This is a genomic window from Pseudomonas sp. AN-B15, from assembly GCF_019056475.1.
In the GTDB taxonomy this organism is placed as follows: domain Bacteria; phylum Pseudomonadota; class Gammaproteobacteria; order Pseudomonadales; family Pseudomonadaceae; genus Aquipseudomonas; species Aquipseudomonas parakoreensis.
Genome location: NZ_CP049737.1, coordinates 5,553,816 through 5,575,236, shown reverse-complemented (window position 1 = coordinate 5,575,236; position 21,421 = coordinate 5,553,816). Strand labels below are relative to the sequence as shown.

Here is a 21,421-nt window from a genome sequence, read left to right as displayed (position 1 = left end):
CAAATCAGCGCAGAACCTGTGGGAGCTGGCTTGCCAGCGATTAGGGCCTGTCAGGCGCCGACGATTCCACCGTCCTCACGGGTAATCGCCATCACCGACGAGCGCGGCTTGCCATTCGGCAGATGCTCGGGGAAGGTCGAACCACCGTTCTCGCCCGGGTGCTGAATCCCGACAAACAGGGTCTTCTGATCCGGTGAGAAGCTGATCCCGGTAACTTCGCAACCAATCGGCCCGACCATGAAGCGGCGAATTTCGCCGGTCTTGGGGTCGGCACAGAGCATCTGGTTGTTGCCCATCCCGGCAAAGTCGCCGGCATTGCTCGAGTCGCCGTCAGTCAGAATCCACAGCCGCCCGGCCTTGTCGAAGCCCAGCCCGTCCGGGCTGTTGAACATGTTCTGCGGGGTGATGTTCGACGAACCGCCCTTCGGCGTACCGGCATGGACACCTGGATTGCCGGCGACCACAAACAGATCCCAGGCAAACGTCTTCGAGGCGTGATCGTCGCGGTCGGTGCGCCAGCGCAGGATCTGCCCGTAGACGTTCTTCGCGCGCGGGTTCGGCCCGCCCACCGGCTGCCCGTCTTCGCCGCGTTTGGCGTTGTTGGTCAGGGTGCAATAGACCTGGCCGTCCTTCGGGCTGACGACGATCCATTCCGGGCGGTCCATGCGCGTGGCGCCGACCACGCTGGCGGCGAGGCGGGCATGGATCAGCACTTCGGCCTGATCGGCGAAACCGCTGCTGGCGTCGATGCCGTTCTTGCCATGGGTCAGTTCGATCCACTGGCCCTGGCCTTTCGGGTGATCCGGGTTGCCGTCACCGGCATCGAATTTCGCCACGTACAAAGTGCCGTGGTCGAGGATGTTGCGGTTGGCCTTGGCGTTGCGGTGGTTGATGCGGTCGCGGCTGACGAATTTGTAGATGAACTCGCCGCGTTCGTCGTCGCCCATGTACACCACGGCGCGGCCGTCGTCGGTCTCGGCCAGTGCGGCGTTTTCATGTTTGAAGCGACCCAGCGCGGTGCGCTTGACCGGGGTCGATTGCGGATCGAACGGATCGATCTCGACCACCCAGCCGTGACGGTTGAGCTCGTTGGGGTTCTTGGCCATGTCGAAACGCGGGTCGAACGGATGCCAGTTGATCTCGCGGCTGGCCGCCGACACACCGTAACGCTTTTGCGCCGGGTCGAACTGCTGCTGGGCGTTGCTGCTGCCAAAGCAGTCGGTGAAGTTTTCTTCGCAGGTCAGATAGGTACCCCACGGTGTCTTGCCGTTGGCGCAGTTCTGGAAGGTGCCAAGGACTCTCTTGCCGTGCTTGTCGGCGGCCGTCTTCATCAGCTCGTGACCGGCGGCCGGGCCGCTGATGCGCAGCGGCGAGTTGCCGTGGATGCGCCGGTTGTAACGCGAGCCCTGGACGAACTGCCATTGGCCGTTCTTGCGCTGCACTTCGATCACCGACACACCTTCGCAGGCCAGCGCCTTGCGCACGTCTTCGGCCGATTGCGGCATGCCGCCGTGCGGGTAGAGGTAGCGGTAGTTGGTGTATTCGTTGTTGATCGCCATCAACGCGCGGTTTCTGTCGTCGGGGAATTCGAACAGGCTCATGCCGTCGTTGTTGTCGCCGAATTGCACTTCCTGTGCGGCGGCGGTGCCATTGCCGCTCGGGTCGAACGCCGGGCCGTTCTTGTGCAATGGCTGACCCCAACTGATCAGCACCGAGGACTTGTAGCCCTTCGGCAGGCTGATGACGTCTGTGGTGGCGGCGGGAATGCTCTCGAAACCGAGCAGGCGGCTGTTGCCGGCGCTGATGCCGGTGGCCAGCGCGCTGCGGCTGAGCAGGTTGCCGCCGAGAAACATGGCGGCGCCGCACAGCGCGCCGGCGCTGATGAAACCGCGACGGCTGAGGCCGACCATTTTTTCCAGGTCTGTCGATTGGTTTTCTTCTAATAGGCTCACATCAGGCTCCCTGCTTGGTTTTGGCAGCCACCTTAATGAGCGTCGATTACGCTTTCGTTGCAGCGTCTGATTACAGCGGCGTGCCGATCAGTACATTGGACGGCGAAAACTGCACCTGCACCAGTTGCCCGACACTCAGCCCGCGGGTGCGAAGCTGCAGCGGCTCAGCCAGAGCGCAGAGCGTCTGGCCGTTGGGCAAAGCGATGCGCACTTCGCTGGGGCCGTCCTCGGCATCGAGAATGGCTTCGAGCGTGCCGCTCAGTAGATTGTGTCCAGATGTTGCCGCTTGATCCGCCGCCAGCAGTTCAAGCCAGCCGGCCTTGATCAATGCCACTACTTCAGTGCCCGGTTGCAGTTCCAGGTGCACGGTGCTGTCGTGGGTGATCTGTGCGTTGATCCACAAACCTTCAGCCAGTTCGAGGCGGATCACGTCATTGCGGCCCTGACCTTCGATGCTCACGACTTTGCCGTGCAGTTGATTGCGGGCGCTGGTTCTGAGCATCAATCGCCCGAGCAGATCCAGATCACTGGCGTCTTCAGCCGCTTCCAGCACCTGCGCCTGCAAAGCCTGCAGCTTTTGATAAAGGCGCAACACCCGCTCGCCTTCGCTGGACAATCTGGCGCCACCGCCGCCCTTGCCGCCGACCGCACGTTCCACCAGTGGCTTCTGCGCCAGGTTGTTCAACTCATCGATCGCATCCCAAGCGGCCTTGTAACTCAGCCCGGCGCTTTTTGCGGCGCGGGTGATCGAGCCCTGTTCGGCAATGTGTTGCAGCAGGGCGATGCGCTGCGGACGGCGGACGATGTGCTGGGAGAGCAGGGTGGGCAGGGACATGGGTGGGGGCTTTTTCACGGTGGCGGTGGGGGGAAATTGGCGGCTTGCAACGCCGGAGTCAAGCCTGACATAGAACCCTGTGGGAGCGAGCCTGCTCGCGAAGGCGTCAGCATATTCAACGCTGATGATGACCGACACTGAGCTTCGCGAGCAGGCTCGCTCCCACAAGGGGATTGTGCTGACTTTCAATTTCCCGGTTTTGGCGTGCGCGCCAGGCAATACACGTCAACCCGCGCTGCGCCTGCATTTTTTAGCAGTCGCGCCAATGCCTGGGCCGTGGCGCCGGTGGTCAGCACGTCATCGATCAATGCGAAGTGCCGACCTTTCACATCGGTGTCAGGGTTCAGCGCGAAGGCATGACGCAAATTGCGCTTGCGCGCCTTGGCGTCGAGATCCTGCTGGGCGCTGGTGTCGTGGACCCGCCGTAGCGCCTGTTCCTCAAAAGGCAGATTCAGCTGTTGGCTTAACCATCGCCCGAGCATCGCGGCTTGATTGAACCCGCGTTGGCGCAGACGTTTGATCGCCAGTGGCACCGGCAACAACACATCGGGTCGCGGCAACCCTTCATCGAAGCGATGTTGCAGGTATTGTCCGGCAACGTCGGCAAGCAGGTGGCCAAACGGCCATTTCGCCTTGTGTTTAAAGCGTGTAATCAGACTGTCCACCGGGAAGTCATAGCGCCACGGCACGACCACCTGTTCGAACGCCGGCGGCTCTAGCAGGCACTCGCTGCAGGTCAGACCGACAGCCGGCATCGGCAAAGCGCACGTCTGGCACTGGTCGCCGAGCCAGGGCAGCTCGGTTTCGCAGGCGACGCACATTGGCAATTCTGCTTCTGCGGGTTCATCGCACAGCAAGCAGGTCTGTACGTTTTTTAAACAGATGTAAACCTGCTGTTCGTATCGTGGTTGACAGCGCATGACTCTTCCTTAAATATGCCGAACATCCGTGTCGCGCCTGTGGGTATTACGTTCCCGCAGCCGCCAGCCAAGCATAACCAAGGAACTGCCCATGAGCGCCAGCACCTCTGCCACCCTGCGTCACGATTGGTCTTTAGCCGAAGTCAAAGCGCTCTTCGTACAGCCATTCAACGACTTGCTGTTCCAGGCGCAGACGGTGCACCGCGCACATTTCAACGCCAACCGGGTGCAGGTTTCGACCCTGCTGTCGATCAAGACTGGTGCCTGCCCGGAAGACTGCAAGTACTGCCCGCAGTCCGGTCACTACAACACCGGCCTGGAAAAAGAAAAGCTGATGGAGGTGCAGAAAGTCCTCGAGGAGGCTGCCCGCGCCAAAGCCATCGGCTCCACGCGTTTCTGCATGGGCGCGGCGTGGAAGCACCCGTCCGCCAAAGACATGCCGTACGTGCTGAAGATGGTCGAAGGCGTGAAAGCCATGGGTCTGGAAACCTGCATGACCCTCGGGCGTCTCGATCAGGAGCAGACCGAGGCGCTGGCCAAGGCTGGCCTGGATTACTACAACCACAACCTCGACACCTCGCCGGAGTTCTACGGCAGCATCATCACCACCCGCACTTACAGCGAGCGCCTGCAGACTCTGGCCTACGTGCGTGAGTCGGGGATGAAGATCTGCTCCGGCGGCATTCTCGGCATGGGCGAGTCGCTGGACGACCGCGCCAACCTGCTGATCCAGCTGGCTAACCTGCCGGAGCATCCGGAGTCGGTGCCGATCAACATGCTGGTGAAAGTGGCCGGTACGCCGCTGGAAAACGCCGACGACGTCGATCCGTTCGATTTCATCCGCATGCTCGCCGTGGCGCGCATCCTCATGCCGCAATCCCACGTGCGCCTGTCCGCCGGCCGCGAAGCGATGAACGAGCAGATGCAGGCGTTGGCATTCTTTGCCGGTGCCAACTCGATTTTTTACGGCGACAAACTGCTGACCACTGCCAACCCGCAGGCCGACAAGGACATGCAACTGTTCGCGCGTCTGGGTATTCAGCCAGAAGCCCGTGAAGAGCATGCCGATGAGGTGCATCAGGCCGCGATCGAGCAGGCGTTGGTGGAGCAGAAGAGCAGCGAGCAGTTCTATAACGCTGCGGTCTGATCTTCGCTTGAAATGCAAAACCCTGTAGGAGCTGCCGCAGGCTGCGATCTTTTGATGTTGTTTTTTAAAAGACAAGCTCAAAAGATCGCAGCCTTCGGCAGCTCCTACACAGTCATTTTTCAAATGTGAGGCCTGCATGTCTTTCGATCTCGCCGCACGCCTTGCTGCCCGCCGTGCTGAAAATCTCTATCGCCAGCGGCCGTTGCTCGAGTCCCCGCAGGGGCCTGAAGTGGTGGTCGACGGTCAGCCGTTGCTGGCGTTCTGCAATAACGACTACCTCGGCCTGGCCAATCACCCGCAGGTGATCGAAGCCTGGCGCGCGGGTGCCGAGCGCTGGGGCGTGGGTGGCGGAGCGTCACATCTGGTGATCGGCCACAGCGGCCCGCATCATGCACTGGAGGAAGCGCTGGCGGACCTCACCGGCCGGCCGCGTGCTTTGTTGTTCACCACTGGCTACATGGCCAACCTCGGTGCGGTCACGGCACTGGTCGGGCAGGGCGATACGGTGTTGGAAGACCGCCTCAATCATGCCTCGTTGCTGGATGCCGGTCTGTTGTCCGGCGCGCGTTTCAATCGTTATCTGCACAACGACGCCGGTAGTCTGGCCACGCGTCTGGAGAAAGCCACGGGCAACACGCTGGTGGTCACCGATGGCGTGTTCAGCATGGACGGCGACATTGCCGATCTGCCCGCGCTGGCCCGGGAAGCCAAGGCCAAGGGCGCGTGGCTGATGGTCGATGATGCCCATGGCTTCGGCCCGCTCGGCGTCAATGGTGGCGGAATCGTCGAGCATTTCGGCCTGAGTCAGGACGATGTGCCGGTGCTGGTCGGCACCCTCGGCAAGGCGTTCGGCACGGCGGGTGCTTTTGTCGCCGGCAGTGAGGAGCTGATCGAAAGCCTGATCCAGTTCGCCCGGCCCTACATCTACACCACCAGCCAGCCACCGGCGCTGGCCTGCGCAACGCTGAAAAGTCTGGAACTGCTGCGCACGGAACACTGGCGTCGTGAACATCTGCAGACGCTGATCCGCCAGTTCCGCCACGGCGCCGAGCAGATCGGTCTGCAATTGATGGACAGCTTCACCCCGATCCAGCCGATCCTGATCGGCGATGCCGGTCGCGCCGTGCGCCTGTCGCAGATGCTGCGCGAGCGCGGCTTGATGGTCACGGCAATCCGTCCGCCGACTGTCCCGGCGGGTAGCGCACGCCTGCGCGTGACCCTGACCGCTGCCCACAGCGAGGCGCAGGTGCAGCTATTGTTGGAAGGACTGGCCGATTGCTTTGCCCAACTGCCGCCGGAGCCAAGCCATGCGTGATCGTCTGATTCTGCTGCCGGGCTGGGGCCTTGGTATTTCGCCGCTGGAGCCTTTGACCGCAGCGTTACAGGGACTCGACGAGCATCTGTATGTCGAGATCGAGCCGTTGCCCGAGCTTGATTCAAGCGACGTGCAGGAGTGGCTCGACGATCTCGATGAACGTATTCCTCAGGATGTGTGGCTGGGCGGCTGGTCGCTGGGCGGCATGCTTGCCTCCGAATTGGCGGCACGGCGCGGCGAGCGTTGCTGCGGTCTGCTGACGCTGGCGAGCAATCCTTCTTTCGTGGCTCACGAGCATTGGCCGAGTGCGATGCCGGGCGAGACGTTCGATGCATTTCTCGGCGGCTGCCAGTCCGATCCACGGCTGACCCTCAAACGGTTCTCGTTGTTGTGTGCTCAGGGCGCGCAAGAGCCGCGCGGTTTGTCGCGGTTGATGCTGGGCGGCGCGCCGAATACGAACCCCGAAACCTTGTTGGCCGGGCTGGGACTGCTCGCCCAACTGGATACCCGGGAAGCGTTGCAGGCGTTTCGCGGCCCGCAGTTGCACCTGTTCGCCGGGCAGGACGGCCTGGTGCCGGCGGAAGCGGCGGGGGCGTTGTTCGCGCGGTTGCCGGATATCGAAATTGGTCTGATCGAACAGGCCAGTCATGCGTTTCTTCTGGAAGACCCCCATGGCGTGGCGGGTGCGATCCAGGCTTTTCTACACGAGTGCGGTGATGACTGATTTGTCTCTAGTTGCGCTGCCCGGCGGCTTGCCCGACAAGCGCCAGGTCGCGGCCTCTTTCTCCCGTGCGGCGGCCAGCTACGACAGTGTTGCCGAATTGCAGCGTGACGTCGGCTCACAGTTGCTGCAGCGGTTGCCGGAAGATTTTCTGCCGTCACGCTGGCTGGATCTTGGCTGCGGCACCGGCTATTTCACTCGCGCATTGGCCCATCGATATGTCGAGGGTCAGGGGCTGGCACTGGATATCGCCGAGGGCATGCTCGATCACGCACGGCCACTGGGCGGCGCGCAGCATTTCATCGCGGGTGATGCGGAGCGTCTGCCATTGCAGGATTCGACCTGCGAGCTGATCTTCTCCAGCCTCGCGGTGCAGTGGTGTGCGGACTTCGAATCGGTGCTCAGCGAAGCTTTTCGTGTGCTCAAGCCGGGCGGGATTTTCGCGTTTGCTAGTCTTTGTGTCGGGACGTTGTACGAATTGCGCGACAGTTGGCGGCAGGTCGATGGGCTGGTGCACGTCAACCGCTTCCGTGAATTCGTCCGGTATGAGCAGTTGTGTGCCGCCAGCGGCTTGCGTACGGTGAGTCTGCGGAACCAGGCGCATGTGCTGCACTACCCGGATGTGCGCAGCCTGACCCACGAACTCAAGGCGCTCGGTGCGCACAATCTGAACCCCGGGCGGCCGGGCGGTTTGACCGGGCGGGCGCGGATCCTCGGCCTGATCGAGGCGTACGAACAGTTCCGTCAGCCGCAGGGATTGCCAGCGACTTACCAGGTGGTTTACGCCGTGTTGGAGAAACCCTTATGAGCGCAGCCTATTTCATCACCGGGACTGACACCGATGTCGGCAAGACCACCGTGGCTGCCGGGTTACTGCATGCTGCGCGCTTGGCGGGGCTGAGTACGGCGGCGGGCAAACCGGTGGCTTCGGGGTGCGAGGTAACCGCCAAGGGTTTGCGTAATGCGGACGCGCTGGCGTTGTTGGCTGAATGTTCGGTGCCGCTGACTTATCAACAGGTCAATCCGGTGGCGTTCGAGCCGGCCATCGCGCCGCATCTGGCGGCGCGCGAGGCGGGTGTCGCGCTGACCGTGCAATCGCTGTTGGCGCCGATGCGCGAAATTCTGGCGCTGAATGCCGATTTCACCTTGATTGAAGGGGCCGGTGGCTGGCGGGTACCGTTGGCGGATCAGGACAATCTATCGGATCTGGCCATCGCGTTGAAGCTGCCGGTGATTCTGGTGGTGGGCGTGCGCCTGGGCTGTATCAGTCATGCCTTGCTGACGGCCGAGGCAATTGCCCGCGATGGCCTGCAACTGGCCGGTTGGGTGGCGAATATCATCGACCCGAAGACGTCGCGGCTGGAAGAGAATCTGGCGACGCTGGCCGAACGGCTGCCGGCGCCGTGTCTGGGGCGCGTGCCGAAACTCAAGGCACTCAATGCCGAAGCGGTGGCTGCCCACTTGCAGCTCGATCTGCTGGACTAATGCTTTTGCTATGACAGGGCACTGTGCCATCAGTATTTTTGACGGGTGTTTTTCTGACGCCTCTGCTTCAATGGCAACCATTGATCCTTCCCAAGGATGAGAACTCCCATGGAAATCACCGGTAACACAGCTTTTTATGCGGGTTTGAGCACCATTCAAACCGGGCAGAATCGTGTCGATCAGGCCGCCAGCCAGATCGCCAATAATACGATCGAGCGTTCGGTTACCAGCCAGTCTTCCGAGGCGCAGATCGATCGCCTGCGCGGTATCGACCGCAGTCAGCAAATGGATCCGGGCAGCGCCATGGCCGAAATGGCGCAGGGCAAGTTTCAGGTGGAACTGGGCACCAAGGTCGCCAAGGCTTCCGATGAAATGCTCGGTACGATCATTGATACGTTTGCCTGATTTTTCACGTTCATCGTTTGCCGAACGCCGCGCTTTGTCGCGGCGTTTTTCGTTGTAAGTCCTTCTCTCTCAACTAATCTTTTTTCATTACCCGTGGCGCTTTGCAGCCCATGGCCGTTTGCTGTGTCCGGCGTTTGAAAAAAGTCATGACGAACGGCAAAAGATCGACGCTTGACAAGATTTCGGCGTAAACGTATGTTTCAAACAACTGTTTGACCGTCACAACAAATCAACGCGGTCGTTCATTCCCGGTTACATCAGCAGAGGTTTATCGCTATGCCTGACTACAAGGCCCCCTTGCGTGATATTCGCTTCGTTCGTGACGAACTGCTCGGCTACGAAGCGCACTATCAGAGCCTTCCAGCTTGCTCCGAAGCAACGCCGGACATGGTTGACGCCATCCTCGAAGAAGGCGCCAAGTTTTGTGAGCAGGTATTGGCACCGCTGAACCGCGTGGGCGACCTCGAAGGCTGCACCTGGAGCGAGTCCGGTGTGAAAACCCCGACGGGCTTCAAAGAGGCTTACAAGCAATTCGTCGAAGGCGGCTGGCCGAGCCTTGCACACGACGTCGAGCACGGCGGTCAGGGCCTGCCGGAGTCGCTGGGTCTGGCTGTGAGCGAAATGGTCGGTGAAGCCAACTGGTCGTGGGGCATGTACCCGGGCCTGTCGCACGGTGCGATGAACACCATCTCCGAGCACGGCACCCCTGAGCAGCAAGAAGCCTATTTGACCAAACTGGTTTCCGGCGAGTGGACCGGCACCATGTGCCTGACCGAACCGCACTGCGGCACCGACCTGGGCATGCTGCGCACCAAGGCCGAGCCTCAGGCCGATGGCTCCTACAAGGTTTCCGGGACCAAGATCTTCATCTCGGCCGGTGAACACGACATGGCCGACAACATCGTCCACATCGTACTGGCCCGCCTGCCGGACGCACCGGCTGGCACCAAAGGCATTTCCCTGTTCATCGTTCCAAAATTCCTGCCGAACGCCGATGGCACCGTCGGTGCGCGCAACGCAGTGAGCTGCGGTTCGCTGGAACACAAGATGGGTATCCACGGTAACGCCACTTGCGTGATGAACTTCGACGGCGCCACCGGTTTCCTGATCGGCCCGGCGAACAAAGGCCTGAACTGCATGTTCACCTTCATGAACACCGCACGCCTGGGTACCGCGCTGCAAGGTCTGGCCCACGCCGAAATCGGCTTCCAGGGCGGCCTGAAATATGCTCGCGACCGTCTGCAAATGCGCTCTCTGACTGGCCCGAAAGCGCCGGACAAGGCCGCTGACCCGATCATCGTGCACCCTGACGTACGTCGCATGCTGCTGACCATGAAGGCCTTCGCCGAAGGCAACCGCGCGATGGTGTACTTCACCGCCAAACAGGTCGACATCGTCAAGTACGGCGTCGACGAAGAAGAGAAGAAGAAGGCCGACGCACTGCTGGCGTTCATGACGCCGATTGCCAAGGCGTTCATGACCGAAGTCGGTTTCGAAGCCGCCAACCACGGTGTGCAGATCTACGGTGGTCACGGTTTCATCGCCGAGTGGGGCATGGAGCAGAATGTTCGCGACAGCCGCATTTCGATGCTGTACGAAGGCACCACCGGTATCCAGGCACTCGACCTGCTGGGCCGTAAAGTGCTGATGACTCAAGGCGAGGCTTTGAAAGGCTTCACCAAGATCGTTCACAAGTTCTGCCAGAACAACGAAGGCAACGAAGCCGTCAAAGAATTCGTTGCACCGCTGGCTGCACTGAACAAAGAGTGGGGCGAGCTGACCATGAAGGTCGGTATGGCAGCCATGAAAGACCGTGAAGAAGTCGGCGCGGCCTCCGTGGACTACCTGATGTACTCCGGTTACGCCTGCCTGGCCTACTTCTGGGCTGACATGGCGCGCCTGGCTGCTGAAAAACTGGCTGCCGGCACCACCGACGAGGCGTTCTACACTGCCAAGCTGCAAACCGCGCGCTTCTACTTCCAGCGCATCCTGCCACGTACCCGTACCCACGTGGCCACCATGCTGTCGGGCGCCAATAACCTGATGGACATGAAGGAAGAAGACTTCGCACTGGGCTACTAAGCCTCAACGCGGTCTGACCAAACCGCTGCTCCTCCGGGGGCAGCGGTTTTTTTGTTGCTGAATCGCTCAGCAACCCGGCTTTTCTGCCGTTAAAGAGACTGCCTGTGATCTGGATCACATTGTGTGTGCTTAACTGACCACATTGCAGGCACAATGCCATCTCTTTGATATGACGGGTCGGAGCTTTACCCTTGCCGCGTTCTTCCGCTGTACGTTTCAGTCATTTCCTGCCTTCACTCCTGTTGTTGCTCGCGGGGTTGGCGGCTGCGTACGTCAAAGACCTCAATGTGTTCTTCACTTCGCTGTTCAACGTGCTGCCGACCCTGGTGCTGCTATTGGGCGGCGCCTACTGTGCGGTTTACCGACGTCAGCGCGAACTGTTTCTGATGCTCACGGTGTACATCGCCTACTTTCTGCTCGACACCCAGACTGACTATTACCGCGATAACGGCAAAGTGCGCGAAGACGCTGCGGTGGTGTTCCACCTTGTCTGTCTGCTGTTGCCGTTGTTGTTCGGGCTGTTCGCCGCGTGGCAGGAGCGCACCCATCTTTTTCAGGACATGGTCGCGCGATTCGCCGTGCTGCTGGCCTTTGGCAGCGTCGCCCTCGGTCTTGAGCAAAGTTATCCCCAGGCGTTGCTGATGTGGCTCTCGGAAATCCGCTGGCCAGCGCTGCACGGCGCCTGGATGAGCCTGATCCAGATGTCCTATCCGGTGTTTCTCTCGGCGTTCCTGTTGCTGGCCTGGCAATACTGGCGCAACCCGCGCCCGTTGCATGCGGCACAACTGGTCGGCTTGCTCGGGTTGTTCTGGATGCTGCCGAAAACCTTCATCCTGCCGTTCACCCTGAACATCATGTGCAGTCAGGTGATGCTGATGATTGCCGCCGCCGTGGCGCATGAGGCCTACCAAATGGCCTTCCGCGATGAGCTGACTGGTTTGCCGGGGAGGCGTGCGCTTAATGAGCGCATGCAGCGCCTGGGTCGCAATTATGTGTTGGCGATGAGCGACGTCGATCACTTCAAGAAATTCAACGACACTCACGGTCATGACGTTGGTGATCAGGTGCTGCGCCTGGTCGCGAGCAAACTGTCGAAAATCAGCGGTGGCGGCAGGGCATATCGCTATGGTGGTGAGGAATTCGCCTTGGTGTTTGCGGGCAAAACCCTCGAGGAATGCATGCCGCACCTGGAAGTGATCCGCGAGTCGATTGCCTCCTACAACATCCAGTTGCGCAATCAGGAGAACCGCCCGCAGGACGACCAGCAAGGTCGCCAGCGGCGTGGCGGCAGCGGTGCTTCCAGTGTCTCAGTCACGGTCAGTATCGGCGTCGCCGAACGCGTCGAGCAGCGCACCCCGGAAGAAGTCCTCAAGTCTGCCGACCAGGCGTTGTACAGCGCCAAGGGTGCCGGGCGTAACTGCGTCATGGCGTTCGGTCAGAACCGTCGCGGCGCGGTGCGCATGGACAGCGCCGCGGGCTGAGTCAAGCCACACGCCATCGCTCAAAAGCCCGCTGATTGCGGGCTTTGTTTTATCGCTGAATGCTGGTGACCAAAAATAACAAATCAGTCACCGGTTGACCCTATGTGTCGCAAAAGTTGTTGAGGTACACTCGGCCTCAACGAAAACACTCTTCCACGAATCACCTGTTTAGATCTTGCGAGGTTTGCCATGGCTGACTACAAAGCGCCGCTGCGCGATATGCGCTTCGTCCTCAATGAAGTATTCGAAGTCGCCAAACTCTGGGCCGAATTGCCGGCGTTGGCCGAGACTGTCGATGCAGAAACTGTAGAAGCCATTCTCGAAGAGGCCGGCAAGGTCACCAGCAAAAGCATCGCACCGCTGAGCCGGGCTGCCGACGAAGAAGGCTGCCACTGGAAGGACGGTGCTGTCACCACGCCGGCCGGTTTCCCACAGGCCTATCAGACTTACGCTGAGGGCGGCTGGGTCGGTGTCGGTGGCGATCCGGCCTACGGCGGCATGGGCATGCCCAAAGCCGTTTCGGCGCAGGTCGAAGAAATGGTCAACTCCGCCAGCCTGTCGTTCGGTCTGTATCCGATGCTGACTGCCGGCGCTTGCCTGTCGATCAACGCCCACGCCAGCGAAGAGCTGAAAGCCGCGTACCTGCCGAACATGTATGCCGGGATCTGGGCCGGCTCCATGTGCCTGACCGAGCCGCACGCCGGCACCGACCTGGGCATCATCCGCACCAAGGCCGAACCGCAGGCTGACGGTACCTACAAGGTCAGCGGCACCAAGATTTTCATCACCGGCGGTGAGCACGATCTGACCGAGAACATCATCCACCTGGTGCTGGCGAAACTGCCGGACGCCCCGGCCGGTCCGAAAGGCATTTCGCTGTTCCTGGTGCCGAAGTTCATGGTCAATGCCGATGGCAGCCTGGGCGCGCGCAACCCGGCAAACTGCGGTTCGATCGAACACAAGATGGGCATCCAGGCATCCGCGACCTGCGTGATGAACTTCGACGAAGCCGTGGGTTATCTGGTCGGCGAGCCGAACAAGGGCCTGGCGGCGATGTTCACCATGATGAACTACGAACGTCTGGGCGTCGGCATTCAAGGCCTGGCCAGCGGCGAACGTTCCTATCAGAACGCCGTCGAATACGCGCGCGATCGTCTGCAGAGCCGTTCGCCGACCGGCGCGCAGAACAAGGACAAGGTTGCCGACCCGATCATCGTTCATCCGGACGTACGTCGCATGCTGCTGACCATGAAAGCCTCGAACGAGGGCGGTCGCGCGTTCTCCACCTACGTGGCAATGCAACTCGACACCGCCAAGTTCAGCGAAGACGCCACCACCCGCAAGCGCGCAGAAGATCTGGTCGCGTTGCTGACCCCGGTGGCCAAGGCATTCCTCACCGACCTGGGCCTGGAAACCACCGTCCACGGCCAGCAGATTTTCGGCGGCCACGGTTACATCCGCGAGTGGGGTCAGGAGCAACTGGTGCGTGACGTGCGCATCACCCAGATCTACGAAGGCACCAACGGCATTCAGGCCCTGGACCTGGTCGGGCGCAAGATCGTCGGCAGCGGCGGCGCGTTCTACAAGCTGTTCGCTGACGAGATCCGCCACTTCACCGCAACCGCCAGCGCTGACCTCAGCGAATTCACCAAGCCATTGAACGATGCCGTCAGCACCCTCGACGAGCTGACAGCGTGGCTGCTGGATCGGGCGAAAACCAATCCGAACGAAATCGGCGCGGCTTCGGTCGAATATTTGCAAGCGTTCGGCTACACCGCTTATGCCTACATGTGGGCACTGATGGCGAAAGCCGCGCTGGGCAAAGAAGCGCAGGACGATTTTTACGCCAGCAAGCTAGGCACCGCGCGCTTCTATTTCGCCCGTCTGCTGCCGCGTATCCACTCGCTGAGCGCATCGGTGAAGGCCGGCAGCGAGTCGCTGTTCCTGCTGAGTGCTGAGCAGTTCTGATGATGTAACGTCATGTAAGCATTCTCTTACATGACGTGCTGCTGTTCTCCCATAGGCGTAGATTGGATCCACAGCTAATCTACAACTCATGGACGTCGCGCAGGAAGCGCAAAGCAACAACACGGACACGTAGGATTCTGCCAGGGTGGCGGAGTGAAATGGATGTCAGGGAAACAGTCTGCAAAGCCCCGCTTCGGCGGGGTTTTCTTTTGTCTGAAGAAAAGTTCTCAGGGCAACGGATCCAGTGGTGGCGCGGCTTTCAGCGGTTTGTCTTCACGCTGAATCACCTCTTCCAGCAACGTGCGCAGCAATGCCAAAGACGCCTGCTGGCGCTGCACATCGCGACACACCAGGCCAACCTGCAGGGGCACCCGTGGCTCGCTCAGCGGTTTCCACAGCAGATCCTGATCGTCGTATTCCCTCTGTGAGCGCCCGGGCAGCACCGTCGCCAGTCTGGTGTGCGGCAAACTGTCGAGAATCCCCAGCATATTGTTCAGCTCGGCCTGCACTTGGGGGCGTCGCCCCAGGCTGGTCAGTTGCGCCTGCCAGATCTGCCGGATCTGAAACTCTTCGCCCAGCAGCAACATCGGCAATTCCGCTGCCTGTCGCATCGAGACCTTCTTGAATTCACGCAGCGGATGATCCGCCGGGATCACCAACGTCAGCTCATCTTCATACAGCATCACGCCATGCAGCCCGGGTTGTCGCGGTGGCAGGTAGCTGATGCCGATATCCAGCGAGCCGTTGAGCAGGCGGCGCTCGATCTCCAGACCGGTCAGCTCGTAAATCTGCACCACCAGATGCGGCTGCGCCTTGCGCACCCGCTCGAGCATTTGCGGGACGAGGCTGGTGTGCACGGTTTGCAGTACGCCGATCGCCAAGGTGCGCAAAGCCTGGCCCTTGAAATTGCCCAAGGCCTCGCGCGCTCGCTGCAATCCATCGAGCAGTGGCAGAGCGTGGTTGTACAGGGTGTGCGCGGCGAGGGTCGGCAGCAGGCGTTTGCTGCTGCGTTCGAACAGGGTGACGTCGAGGTTCTGCTCGAGCTGGCGGATCTGTTGCGAGAGCGCCGGTTGCGAGATCGACAGACGCTCAGCGGCCCGGCCCACATGGCCTTCTTCGTAGACCGCGACGAAATAACGCAGTTGTTTGAAATCCATAAGTAATGCTTATCGAAAATGCTGGTAAATCGAAATGGCCCGAAGCCCGCTGTGAGCCTAGTCTAACCGCAATTACAAGGCTTACAGGGCCAAAGAGCGCGATGAATAGCGTTTGCTTCGACAGTGTTTGCATAGGCAGTTCAAAAAACCTCAAACGAGGTTTTTTTCAATGAATCTGTTCAGTTTGCGGCGCCAGGCGCCGAGTCTTGATGACCTTGCGTTCGAGATCCATCCCTCCGGGGCAGGCGACAGTCTGAATGCCGAGCGCTTGATGCCCAGCGTCGAGCGCCCGCTGCAGGTGTTCGTTCGTGGTCAGGGTTCCTGGCTGTGGGACAGTCATGATCGCGCCTACCTCGACTTCTCCCAGGCCGGCGGTGCCAACAGCCTCGGGCACAGCCCCTCGGCGCTGGTCAAAGCGATTGCCAGTCAGGCTCAGGCACTGATCAATCCTGGTTTCAATCTGCACAATCGCGGCATGCTCAACCTTGCCGAACGTTTGTGTGCCAGCACTTCCAGCGACCAGGCTTACTTGCTCAACAGTGGCAGCGAGGCCTGTGAAGCGGCAATCAAACTGGCGCGCAAGTGGGGCCAACTGCATCGTGGTGGGGCGTCGCGGATCATTGTTGCCAGACAAGGTTGTCACGGCCGTAGTCTGGCGACGATTTCCGCGTCAGACAGTTGCAACCTGCACAACCGTTTCGCTCCGCTGCTGCCAGGTTTCGATCTGGTGCCATTCAACGACTTGCCGGCGCTGCACGCGGCTGTCGATGCGCAAACCGTGGCGATCATGCTCGAGCCGATTCAGAGCGATGCCGGGGTTATTCCGGCCACTGAGCATTACCTCAAAGGCGTTGAACGGCTGTGCCGCGAACTGGGCATTCTGCTGATCCTCGACGAAGTGCAGACCGGTATCGGCCGCTGCGGCAGTTTGCTCGCCGAGCAGTCCTACGGTGTGCGCGCCGATATTGTCGTACTCGGCAAGGGCCTCGGTGGTGGTGTGCCGCTGGCAGCGCTGTTGGCCCGAGGCAAGGCCTGCTGCTTTGATGCCGGGGAACTGGGCGGCACTCATCACGGCAACGCACTGATGACCGCGGCCGGTCTGGTGGTGCTCGACAGCGTGCAGGACCGGGCATTTCTCGAACAGGTCAAAGACCACGGTCAGCACTTGCGCGAGGGACTTGCGCGTCTGGCGCACCGTTACGGCCATGGCGAACTGCGTGGTCAAGGCCTGTTCTGGGGACTGAGCCTGTCAGAGGATTGCGCCGATGCCGTAGTCAGTGCCGCCCTGCATGAAGGCCTGCTGCTCAATGCGCCGCAAGCCGATTGCCTGCGTTTCACCCCGGCACTCACTGTCAGCAAGGCCAATATCGACGAAATGCTCCTGCGCCTGGCCCGCGCCTTTTCGCGGGTGCGCACCGCGCAACTGCAATGCCGCAAAGGGATTGCCGTCTGAACTGAAGTTTCCTGCCCGATTTCAAGAACCGTCTCGCGGTGTAACGCACGCCTCACGCCTGATTCTTTTGGCGTGGGGCGTTTTTTTATGCCCGATAGTGGCGATCAAATGGCGTTTGCACTGAACCCTGACGAACGGCGCAGGTCGATTAGCTTGTATGGCTCAAGTGAGCCAACCCCCAATCAGGAGCTGACCCATGGACTTCATTCGTATCATCATCGCCATTCTGTTACCGCCACTGGGTGTGTTTCTGCAGGTCGGGTTCGGCGGGGCGTTCTGGCTGAACATTCTGCTGACGTTGTGTGGTTATATCCCGGGGATCGTGCATGCGGTGTATATCATCGCCAAACGCTGAGTTCAGCGGCGCGAGATAGATTGCTATCGCGGGCAAGCCCGCTCCCACAGTGTTTTCGGTAGGTCACACATTTTGTGTACACCAAAGAACCTGTGGGAGCGGGCTTGCCCGCGATGGGGGCGGCGTCATTTTGAAAAAAGTGCGGTATTCAGTCCGCCAACCCCATCACCCGCCGATAAAACGTCCACTCCTGCTCCAGCGCATGTGCCTGATTCACCGCCCGGCGAAAGCCATGGCGCTCCTCGGCGTAGTAATGCGCCTCGACCGGGATGCCATTGCGTTCCAGCGCCGTGACCATGTCGCGGGTCTGTTGCGGCACCACCACGACATCCAGTTCACCCTGAAAGAAGATCACCGGCACCCGGATGTTGTTCGCGTGTAGCAAAGGTGTGCGTGCGGCGTAGCGCTCGACGTCCTGCTGGGGATCGCCGATCAGCCAGTCGAGATAATCGCCTTCAAATTTGTGCGTCGCCCGGGCCAGTGCCACCGGGTCGCTGACGCCGTAGAGGCTGGCGCCCGCGCGGAACACCTGATGAAACGCCAGCGCACACAACGTGGTGTAACCCCCCGCGCTGCCGCCGCGGATAAACGCGCGCTCGCCGTCGATCAGACCTTGTCTGGCCAGATACGCCACCACCGCGCAGGCGTCCTCGACGTCCACCTCGCCCCAGCTCAGATGCAACGCTTGACGGTATTCGCGGCCATAACCGCTGCTGCCGCGGTAGTTGAGGTCGGCGACAGCAAAACCGCGTTGCGTCCAGTACTGAATGCGCGGGTCGAGCATCGGGTAGCAGGCCGAGGTCGGGCCGCCGTGGATGAACACCACCAGTGGTGGCTGTGCTTCGTCGTTCATTGCCGGATAAAAGAACCCATGAGCCTCACCGCTGCCGCTCGGGTAGCGCAAGGTCTGCGGACGACTGATGCGCTCCGTCGGCAGTGGCGCAATACCACCGGCCAGCACGTTCACTTCGCGGCTGGAACGGTCAATGGCTATCACCGCCGAGGGGCTGATTGGCGAGGCGGCGATGCAATAGATGAGTTGCTGATCCAGCGCCAGGTGCCGGAAACGACTGTAGTCGCCGGTGAAGTCGTCGCCGTCGAGCGCCAGGCGACCAAAACCGCCCTCGGTCCAGCTCGCCAGAAACGAATCACCCACCGGCAACCAAGTGCAGCCACCCATTTGCCAAGGGGCGGGCGCATGATCGGCCTCGGCGCAGGGCAGTCGCTGCAAACCGTCGGACGTTTCGCCCCACGGCTGCCAGAAACCGCCGCGATCGGTCAGGCAGTACAAGCGATTTTCAGTGTCGAATCGCGGTTGCTGGATCGACTCTTCACGCTCGATGCCAGCCACGCATACCGGGGGCGCAAATGCGTCGTCGGTCAGACGCTCAGTCACCATCAAGCGAGTTGAAGTCCACGGCTGATGCGGCCGGCTCCACTCGATCCACGCCAAACGTCGGCCATCCGGGCTGATGGTGGGCGCGGCATAGAAATCCGCGCCTTCAGCCAGCAAATGCCGGGTACCGTCAGCCAGATCAATGGCGACGAGTCGATGCTGATCTTGCTGCTCCTCAACCGCCAGTACCTGGCCGAAAGCACAATGCAGATCGCCATAACGACACTCGCCAGAAGTCAGCACCTCGGGCGCGCCATCCAGCGTCTGCCGATACAACTGCTGATCCGCCTCATTGACGAAAACCACCCCGTCCGGCGTCAGACAAAACGCGCCACCGCCATATTCGTACACCCGGCTACGCACGCTGAAGCCATTCGGCGTCAGACATTTCGCCACGCCGTCGCGCCAGTGCCAGATCCGGCACGCGGCGTCTTCGGGGCGATATTCATTCCAGAATAAACCGTTGGCACCGAGTTGCAGTTCGGCGAAGTCCATTCCGGCGGCGACGGCCTGGGTGGCGCTGAAAGGCTCAGCCCTTGGCGATGAGGCGTGAGTTTCGTTCATTACGGAAGGCCAGTTGTTCGATGGTCTGGGTGGCGGTCTCGGCTTCTTCGCGGGCCTTGAGAATCACGCCGTGATGGTCGGACTTGCTGCACACCGGATCGGCGTTATTCGCGTCCCCCGTGAGCATGAACGCCTGACAGCGGCAGCCGCCGAAGTCCTGTTCCTTCTCGTCGCAGGAGCGGCACGGCTCGGGCATCCAGTCATAGCCGCGAAAGCGGTTGAAGCCGAACGAGTCGTACCAGATGTGCTGCATGCTGTGGTCGCGCACATTGGGAAATTGCACCGGCAGCTGTCGGGCGCCATGACAGGGCAAGGCGGTGCCGTCCGGAGTCACCGTCAGAAAGACGCTGCCCCAGCCGTTCATGCAGGCTTTCGGGCGTTCTTCGTAGTAATCCGGGGTGACGAAAATCAACTTGCAGGGATGTCCTTCGGCTTCCAGTTTGGCGCGGTATTCGTTGGTGATGCGTTCGGCACGCACCAGTTGTTCCTTGGTCGGCAGCAGGCCGACACGGTTGAGTTGGGCCCAGCCGTAGAACTGGCAGGTGGCGAGCTCGACGAAGTCCGCTTCGAGCGCGATGCACAGCTCGATAATGCGGTCGATCTTGTCGATGTTGTGCCGATGGGTGACAAAGTTCAGCACCATCGGATAGCCGTGGGCCTTCACCGCGCGAGCCATTTCCAGCTTCTGCGCGAAAGCCTTTTTCGAGCCGGCGAGCAGGTTGTTCACCTGCTCGTCGCTGGCCTGGAAACTGATCTGGATGTGATCGAGACCGGCCTTCTTGAAGTCACTGATCTTCTGCTCGGTCAGGCCGATGCCCGAGGTAATCAGGTTGGTGTAGAAACCCAGCTGCCGCGCTTCACGAATCAGCTCGGCAAGATCCTGGCGCACCAATGGCTCACCACCGGAAAACCCCAATTGCGCTGCGCCCATCTCCCGCGCTTCGCGGAACACCTTGATCCACTGCTCGGTGCTCAGCTCTTTGCCCTGCTCGGCAAAATCCAGCGGATTGGAGCAGTACGGACATTGCAGCGGGCAGCGGTAGGTCAGCTCGGCGAGCAGCCACAGCGGCAGGCCGACTTCAGGTTTTGGCGGTACTTGCACCGATGTCTCAGGCAAGTTCGATCCAGTGTTGCGCACGGGCAACCTCCATGAATTGCTCGATGTCGTCACCGAGCTCGGGCACGCCGGGGAACTGCTCATCGAGTTTGGCGATGATCGCCGCGACATCACGCTCACCGTCGATCAAACCGCCGATCAGCGCGGCGCTGTCGTTGAGCTTGATCATGCCCTCGGGGTAGAGCAGCACGTAGCCTTTTTGCGCCGGTTCGTACTGGAAGCGGTAGCCGGGACGCCAGGTCGGGATCTTGCTGCGATCGAAACTCATAAGGTGATTCCTTTGTGCCAGACCCGTTGTTCGGTGACGCTGTGGTACGGCGGGCGGTTCAGTTCGTAAGCCATGCTCATGGCATCGAGCATGCTCCAAAGAATGTCCAGTTTGAACTGGAGAATTTCCAGCATGCGCTCCTGACCCTCGCGGGTCTTGTAGTGCTCGAGCGTGATCGCCAGACCATGCTCGACATCGCGCCGCGCCTGACCGAGGCGGGTGCGGAAATATTCGTAACCGGCCGGGTCGATCCACGGGTAATGCTGCGGCCAGCTGTCGAGGCGCGACTGGTGGATCTGCGGCGCGAACAGCTCGGTCAACGAGCTGCTGGCGGCTTCCTGCCAACTGGCGCGGCGGGCGAAGTTGACGTAGGCATCGACAGCGAAACGCACGCCGGGCAGCACCAGCTCCTGGGAACGCAACTGATCCGGATCGAGGCCGACCGCTTGCCCGAGGCGCAGCCAGGCTTCAATCCCGCCGTCTTCACCGGGGGCGCCGTCGTGGTCGAGCAGGCGTTGAATCCACTCGCGACGGATCTCGCGATCCGGGCAATTGGCGAGGATCGCCGCGTCTTTCAGGGGGATGTTCACCTGATAGTAAAAGCGGTTGGCGACCCAGCCCTGAATCTGCTCGCGGGTGGCACGCCCTTCGTACATCGCCACGTGGTACGGGTGGTAGATGTGGTAGTAGGCGCCTTTGGCGCGCAGTGCGGCTTCGAATTCGGTGGGGGACAGCGGGGTGTCGGTCATTGCGGTTCTCCGGGGAACAACCGTTAAAATCTTGGGTGTCTGGTCGGACGT

General features: G+C 60.9%; 19 protein-coding genes. 11 read left to right on the top strand and 8 right to left on the bottom strand.

The annotated features are described in order from the left end of the window. Positions 1–50: 50 nt before the first annotated feature. The 3 genes from GTQ41_RS25305 to GTQ41_RS25295 form a co-directional block, all read right to left on the bottom strand. Positions 51–1,952: a PhoX family phosphatase gene (locus GTQ41_RS25305; RefSeq protein WP_047297032.1), complete on the bottom strand. Its 1,902-nt coding sequence runs from the start codon at positions 1,950–1,952 to the stop codon at positions 51–53. Between the two features lie 70 nt (positions 1,953–2,022). Beyond that, on the bottom strand, positions 2,023–2,787 hold the full coding sequence (locus GTQ41_RS25300) for a TOBE domain-containing protein (protein WP_047297030.1): 765 nt from the start codon (positions 2,785–2,787) through the stop codon (positions 2,023–2,025). Positions 2,788–2,972: 185 nt separating this feature from the next. Next, positions 2,973–3,707 (bottom strand): ComF family protein, encoded by a 735-nt coding sequence (locus tag GTQ41_RS25295; protein WP_047297028.1) that lies wholly within the window; start codon positions 3,705–3,707, stop codon positions 2,973–2,975. 91 nt (positions 3,708–3,798) lie between these two features. Here GTQ41_RS25295 and bioB point away from each other — a divergent pair, with 91 nt between their 5' ends. From bioB to GTQ41_RS25250, 9 genes are all read left to right on the top strand, one after another. Further along, the gene (gene bioB, locus GTQ41_RS25290) at positions 3,799–4,854 is read left to right on the top strand and encodes a biotin synthase BioB (RefSeq protein WP_027610689.1); all 1,056 of its coding nucleotides are present in this window, start codon (positions 3,799–3,801) and stop codon (positions 4,852–4,854) included. A gap of 136 nt (positions 4,855–4,990) precedes the next feature. Next, positions 4,991–6,169, top strand: a complete 1,179-nt coding sequence (bioF, locus tag GTQ41_RS25285) for an 8-amino-7-oxononanoate synthase (protein ID WP_047297026.1) — start codon at positions 4,991–4,993, stop codon at positions 6,167–6,169. Further along, positions 6,162–6,893: an alpha/beta fold hydrolase gene (locus tag GTQ41_RS25280; protein WP_047297024.1), complete on the top strand. Its 732-nt coding sequence runs from the start codon at positions 6,162–6,164 to the stop codon at positions 6,891–6,893. Before bioF ends, GTQ41_RS25280 begins: the two co-directional genes overlap by 8 nt. After that, positions 6,886–7,698 carry a malonyl-ACP O-methyltransferase BioC gene (gene bioC / locus GTQ41_RS25275; RefSeq protein ID WP_047297022.1) on the top strand — a complete coding sequence of 271 codons (813 nt, stop codon included), beginning with the start codon at positions 6,886–6,888 and terminating at the stop codon, positions 7,696–7,698. Before GTQ41_RS25280 ends, bioC begins: the two co-directional genes overlap by 8 nt. Then, a complete protein-coding gene (gene bioD, locus GTQ41_RS25270; RefSeq protein ID WP_047297020.1) occupies positions 7,695–8,375 on the top strand; it encodes a dethiobiotin synthase in 681 nt (226 codons plus the stop codon). The genes bioC and bioD overlap by 4 nt, the downstream gene beginning before the upstream one ends. A 108-nt stretch (positions 8,376–8,483) precedes the next feature. Next, a complete protein-coding gene (locus tag GTQ41_RS25265; protein WP_047297018.1) occupies positions 8,484–8,780 on the top strand; it encodes a hypothetical protein in 297 nt (98 codons plus the stop codon). A 276-nt stretch (positions 8,781–9,056) separates the two neighbouring features. Further along, positions 9,057–10,862, top strand: coding sequence for a phenylacyl-CoA dehydrogenase (locus GTQ41_RS25260; RefSeq protein WP_047297017.1), 1,806 nt, complete (start codon positions 9,057–9,059; stop codon positions 10,860–10,862). A 191-nt stretch (positions 10,863–11,053) separates the two neighbouring features. After that, positions 11,054–12,343: a GGDEF domain-containing protein gene (locus GTQ41_RS25255; protein ID WP_041069989.1), complete on the top strand. Its 1,290-nt coding sequence runs from the start codon at positions 11,054–11,056 to the stop codon at positions 12,341–12,343. 189 nt (positions 12,344–12,532) lie between these two features. Then, complete coding sequence (locus GTQ41_RS25250; RefSeq protein ID WP_047297015.1) at positions 12,533–14,311, top strand: acyl-CoA dehydrogenase C-terminal domain-containing protein; 1,779 nt, start codon at positions 12,533–12,535, stop codon at positions 14,309–14,311. A gap of 227 nt (positions 14,312–14,538) precedes the next feature. On the opposite strand, the gene GTQ41_RS25245 is transcribed toward GTQ41_RS25250, so the two are convergent. Then, a complete protein-coding gene (locus tag GTQ41_RS25245) occupies positions 14,539–15,468 on the bottom strand; it encodes a LysR family transcriptional regulator (RefSeq protein WP_047297014.1) in 930 nt (309 codons plus the stop codon). A 169-nt stretch (positions 15,469–15,637) separates the two neighbouring features. On the opposite strand from GTQ41_RS25245, the gene GTQ41_RS25240 reads away from it, so the two are divergent. Both GTQ41_RS25240 and GTQ41_RS25235 read left to right on the top strand, forming a co-directional pair. Continuing rightward, positions 15,638–16,921 (top strand): aspartate aminotransferase family protein, encoded by a 1,284-nt coding sequence (locus GTQ41_RS25240; RefSeq protein ID WP_047297013.1) that lies wholly within the window; start codon positions 15,638–15,640, stop codon positions 16,919–16,921. A 196-nt stretch (positions 16,922–17,117) separates the two neighbouring features. Beyond that, a complete protein-coding gene (locus GTQ41_RS25235; RefSeq protein WP_003228885.1) occupies positions 17,118–17,276 on the top strand; it encodes a YqaE/Pmp3 family membrane protein in 159 nt (52 codons plus the stop codon). A gap of 148 nt (positions 17,277–17,424) precedes the next feature. On the opposite strand, the gene GTQ41_RS25230 is transcribed toward GTQ41_RS25235, so the two are convergent. From GTQ41_RS25230 to pqqC, 4 genes are read right to left on the bottom strand one after another with little or no spacing between them, the layout of a single operon-like run. Beyond that, complete coding sequence (locus tag GTQ41_RS25230) at positions 17,425–19,236, bottom strand: S9 family peptidase (RefSeq protein ID WP_080963316.1); 1,812 nt, start codon at positions 19,234–19,236, stop codon at positions 17,425–17,427. After that, a complete protein-coding gene (gene pqqE, locus GTQ41_RS25225) occupies positions 19,202–20,374 on the bottom strand; it encodes a pyrroloquinoline quinone biosynthesis protein PqqE (RefSeq protein WP_047297010.1) in 1,173 nt (390 codons plus the stop codon). The genes GTQ41_RS25230 and pqqE overlap by 35 nt, the downstream gene beginning before the upstream one ends. Then, positions 20,346–20,621: a pyrroloquinoline quinone biosynthesis peptide chaperone PqqD gene (gene pqqD, locus GTQ41_RS25220; protein ID WP_047297008.1), complete on the bottom strand. Its 276-nt coding sequence runs from the start codon at positions 20,619–20,621 to the stop codon at positions 20,346–20,348. Before pqqD ends, pqqE begins: the two co-directional genes overlap by 29 nt. After that, complete coding sequence (gene pqqC / locus GTQ41_RS25215) at positions 20,618–21,370, bottom strand: pyrroloquinoline-quinone synthase PqqC (RefSeq protein WP_003228879.1); 753 nt, start codon at positions 21,368–21,370, stop codon at positions 20,618–20,620. Before pqqC ends, pqqD begins: the two co-directional genes overlap by 4 nt. Positions 21,371–21,421: the final 51 nt, after the last annotated feature.

Excerpts from the sequence above, each read along its gene's own strand:
- bioF (WP_047297026.1), top strand. The coding sequence starts at position 4,991 with ATGTCTTTCGATCTCGCCGCACGCCTTGCTGCCCGCCGTGCTGAAAAT.
- GTQ41_RS25295 (WP_047297028.1), bottom strand. The coding sequence starts at position 3,707 with ATGCGCTGTCAACCACGATACGAACAGCAGGTTTACATCTGTTTAAAA.
- GTQ41_RS25280 (WP_047297024.1), top strand. The coding sequence starts at position 6,162 with ATGCGTGATCGTCTGATTCTGCTGCCGGGCTGGGGCCTTGGTATTTCG.
- GTQ41_RS25250 (WP_047297015.1), top strand. The coding sequence starts at position 12,533 with ATGGCTGACTACAAAGCGCCGCTGCGCGATATGCGCTTCGTCCTCAAT.
- GTQ41_RS25300 (WP_047297030.1), bottom strand. The coding sequence starts at position 2,787 with ATGTCCCTGCCCACCCTGCTCTCCCAGCACATCGTCCGCCGTCCGCAG.
- GTQ41_RS25240 (WP_047297013.1), top strand. The coding sequence starts at position 15,638 with ATGAATCTGTTCAGTTTGCGGCGCCAGGCGCCGAGTCTTGATGACCTT.
- GTQ41_RS25265 (WP_047297018.1), top strand. The coding sequence starts at position 8,484 with ATGGAAATCACCGGTAACACAGCTTTTTATGCGGGTTTGAGCACCATT.
- GTQ41_RS25245 (WP_047297014.1), bottom strand. The coding sequence starts at position 15,468 with ATGGATTTCAAACAACTGCGTTATTTCGTCGCGGTCTACGAAGAAGGC.
- GTQ41_RS25235 (WP_003228885.1), top strand. The coding sequence starts at position 17,118 with ATGGACTTCATTCGTATCATCATCGCCATTCTGTTACCGCCACTGGGT.
- GTQ41_RS25230 (WP_080963316.1), bottom strand. The coding sequence starts at position 19,236 with ATGAACGAAACTCACGCCTCATCGCCAAGGGCTGAGCCTTTCAGCGCC.
- bioD (WP_047297020.1), top strand. The coding sequence starts at position 7,695 with ATGAGCGCAGCCTATTTCATCACCGGGACTGACACCGATGTCGGCAAG.
- GTQ41_RS25260 (WP_047297017.1), top strand. The coding sequence starts at position 9,057 with ATGCCTGACTACAAGGCCCCCTTGCGTGATATTCGCTTCGTTCGTGAC.
- pqqC (WP_003228879.1), bottom strand. The coding sequence starts at position 21,370 with ATGACCGACACCCCGCTGTCCCCCACCGAATTCGAAGCCGCACTGCGC.
- bioB (WP_027610689.1), top strand. The coding sequence starts at position 3,799 with ATGAGCGCCAGCACCTCTGCCACCCTGCGTCACGATTGGTCTTTAGCC.
- pqqD (WP_047297008.1), bottom strand. The coding sequence starts at position 20,621 with ATGAGTTTCGATCGCAGCAAGATCCCGACCTGGCGTCCCGGCTACCGC.
- bioC (WP_047297022.1), top strand. The coding sequence starts at position 6,886 with ATGACTGATTTGTCTCTAGTTGCGCTGCCCGGCGGCTTGCCCGACAAG.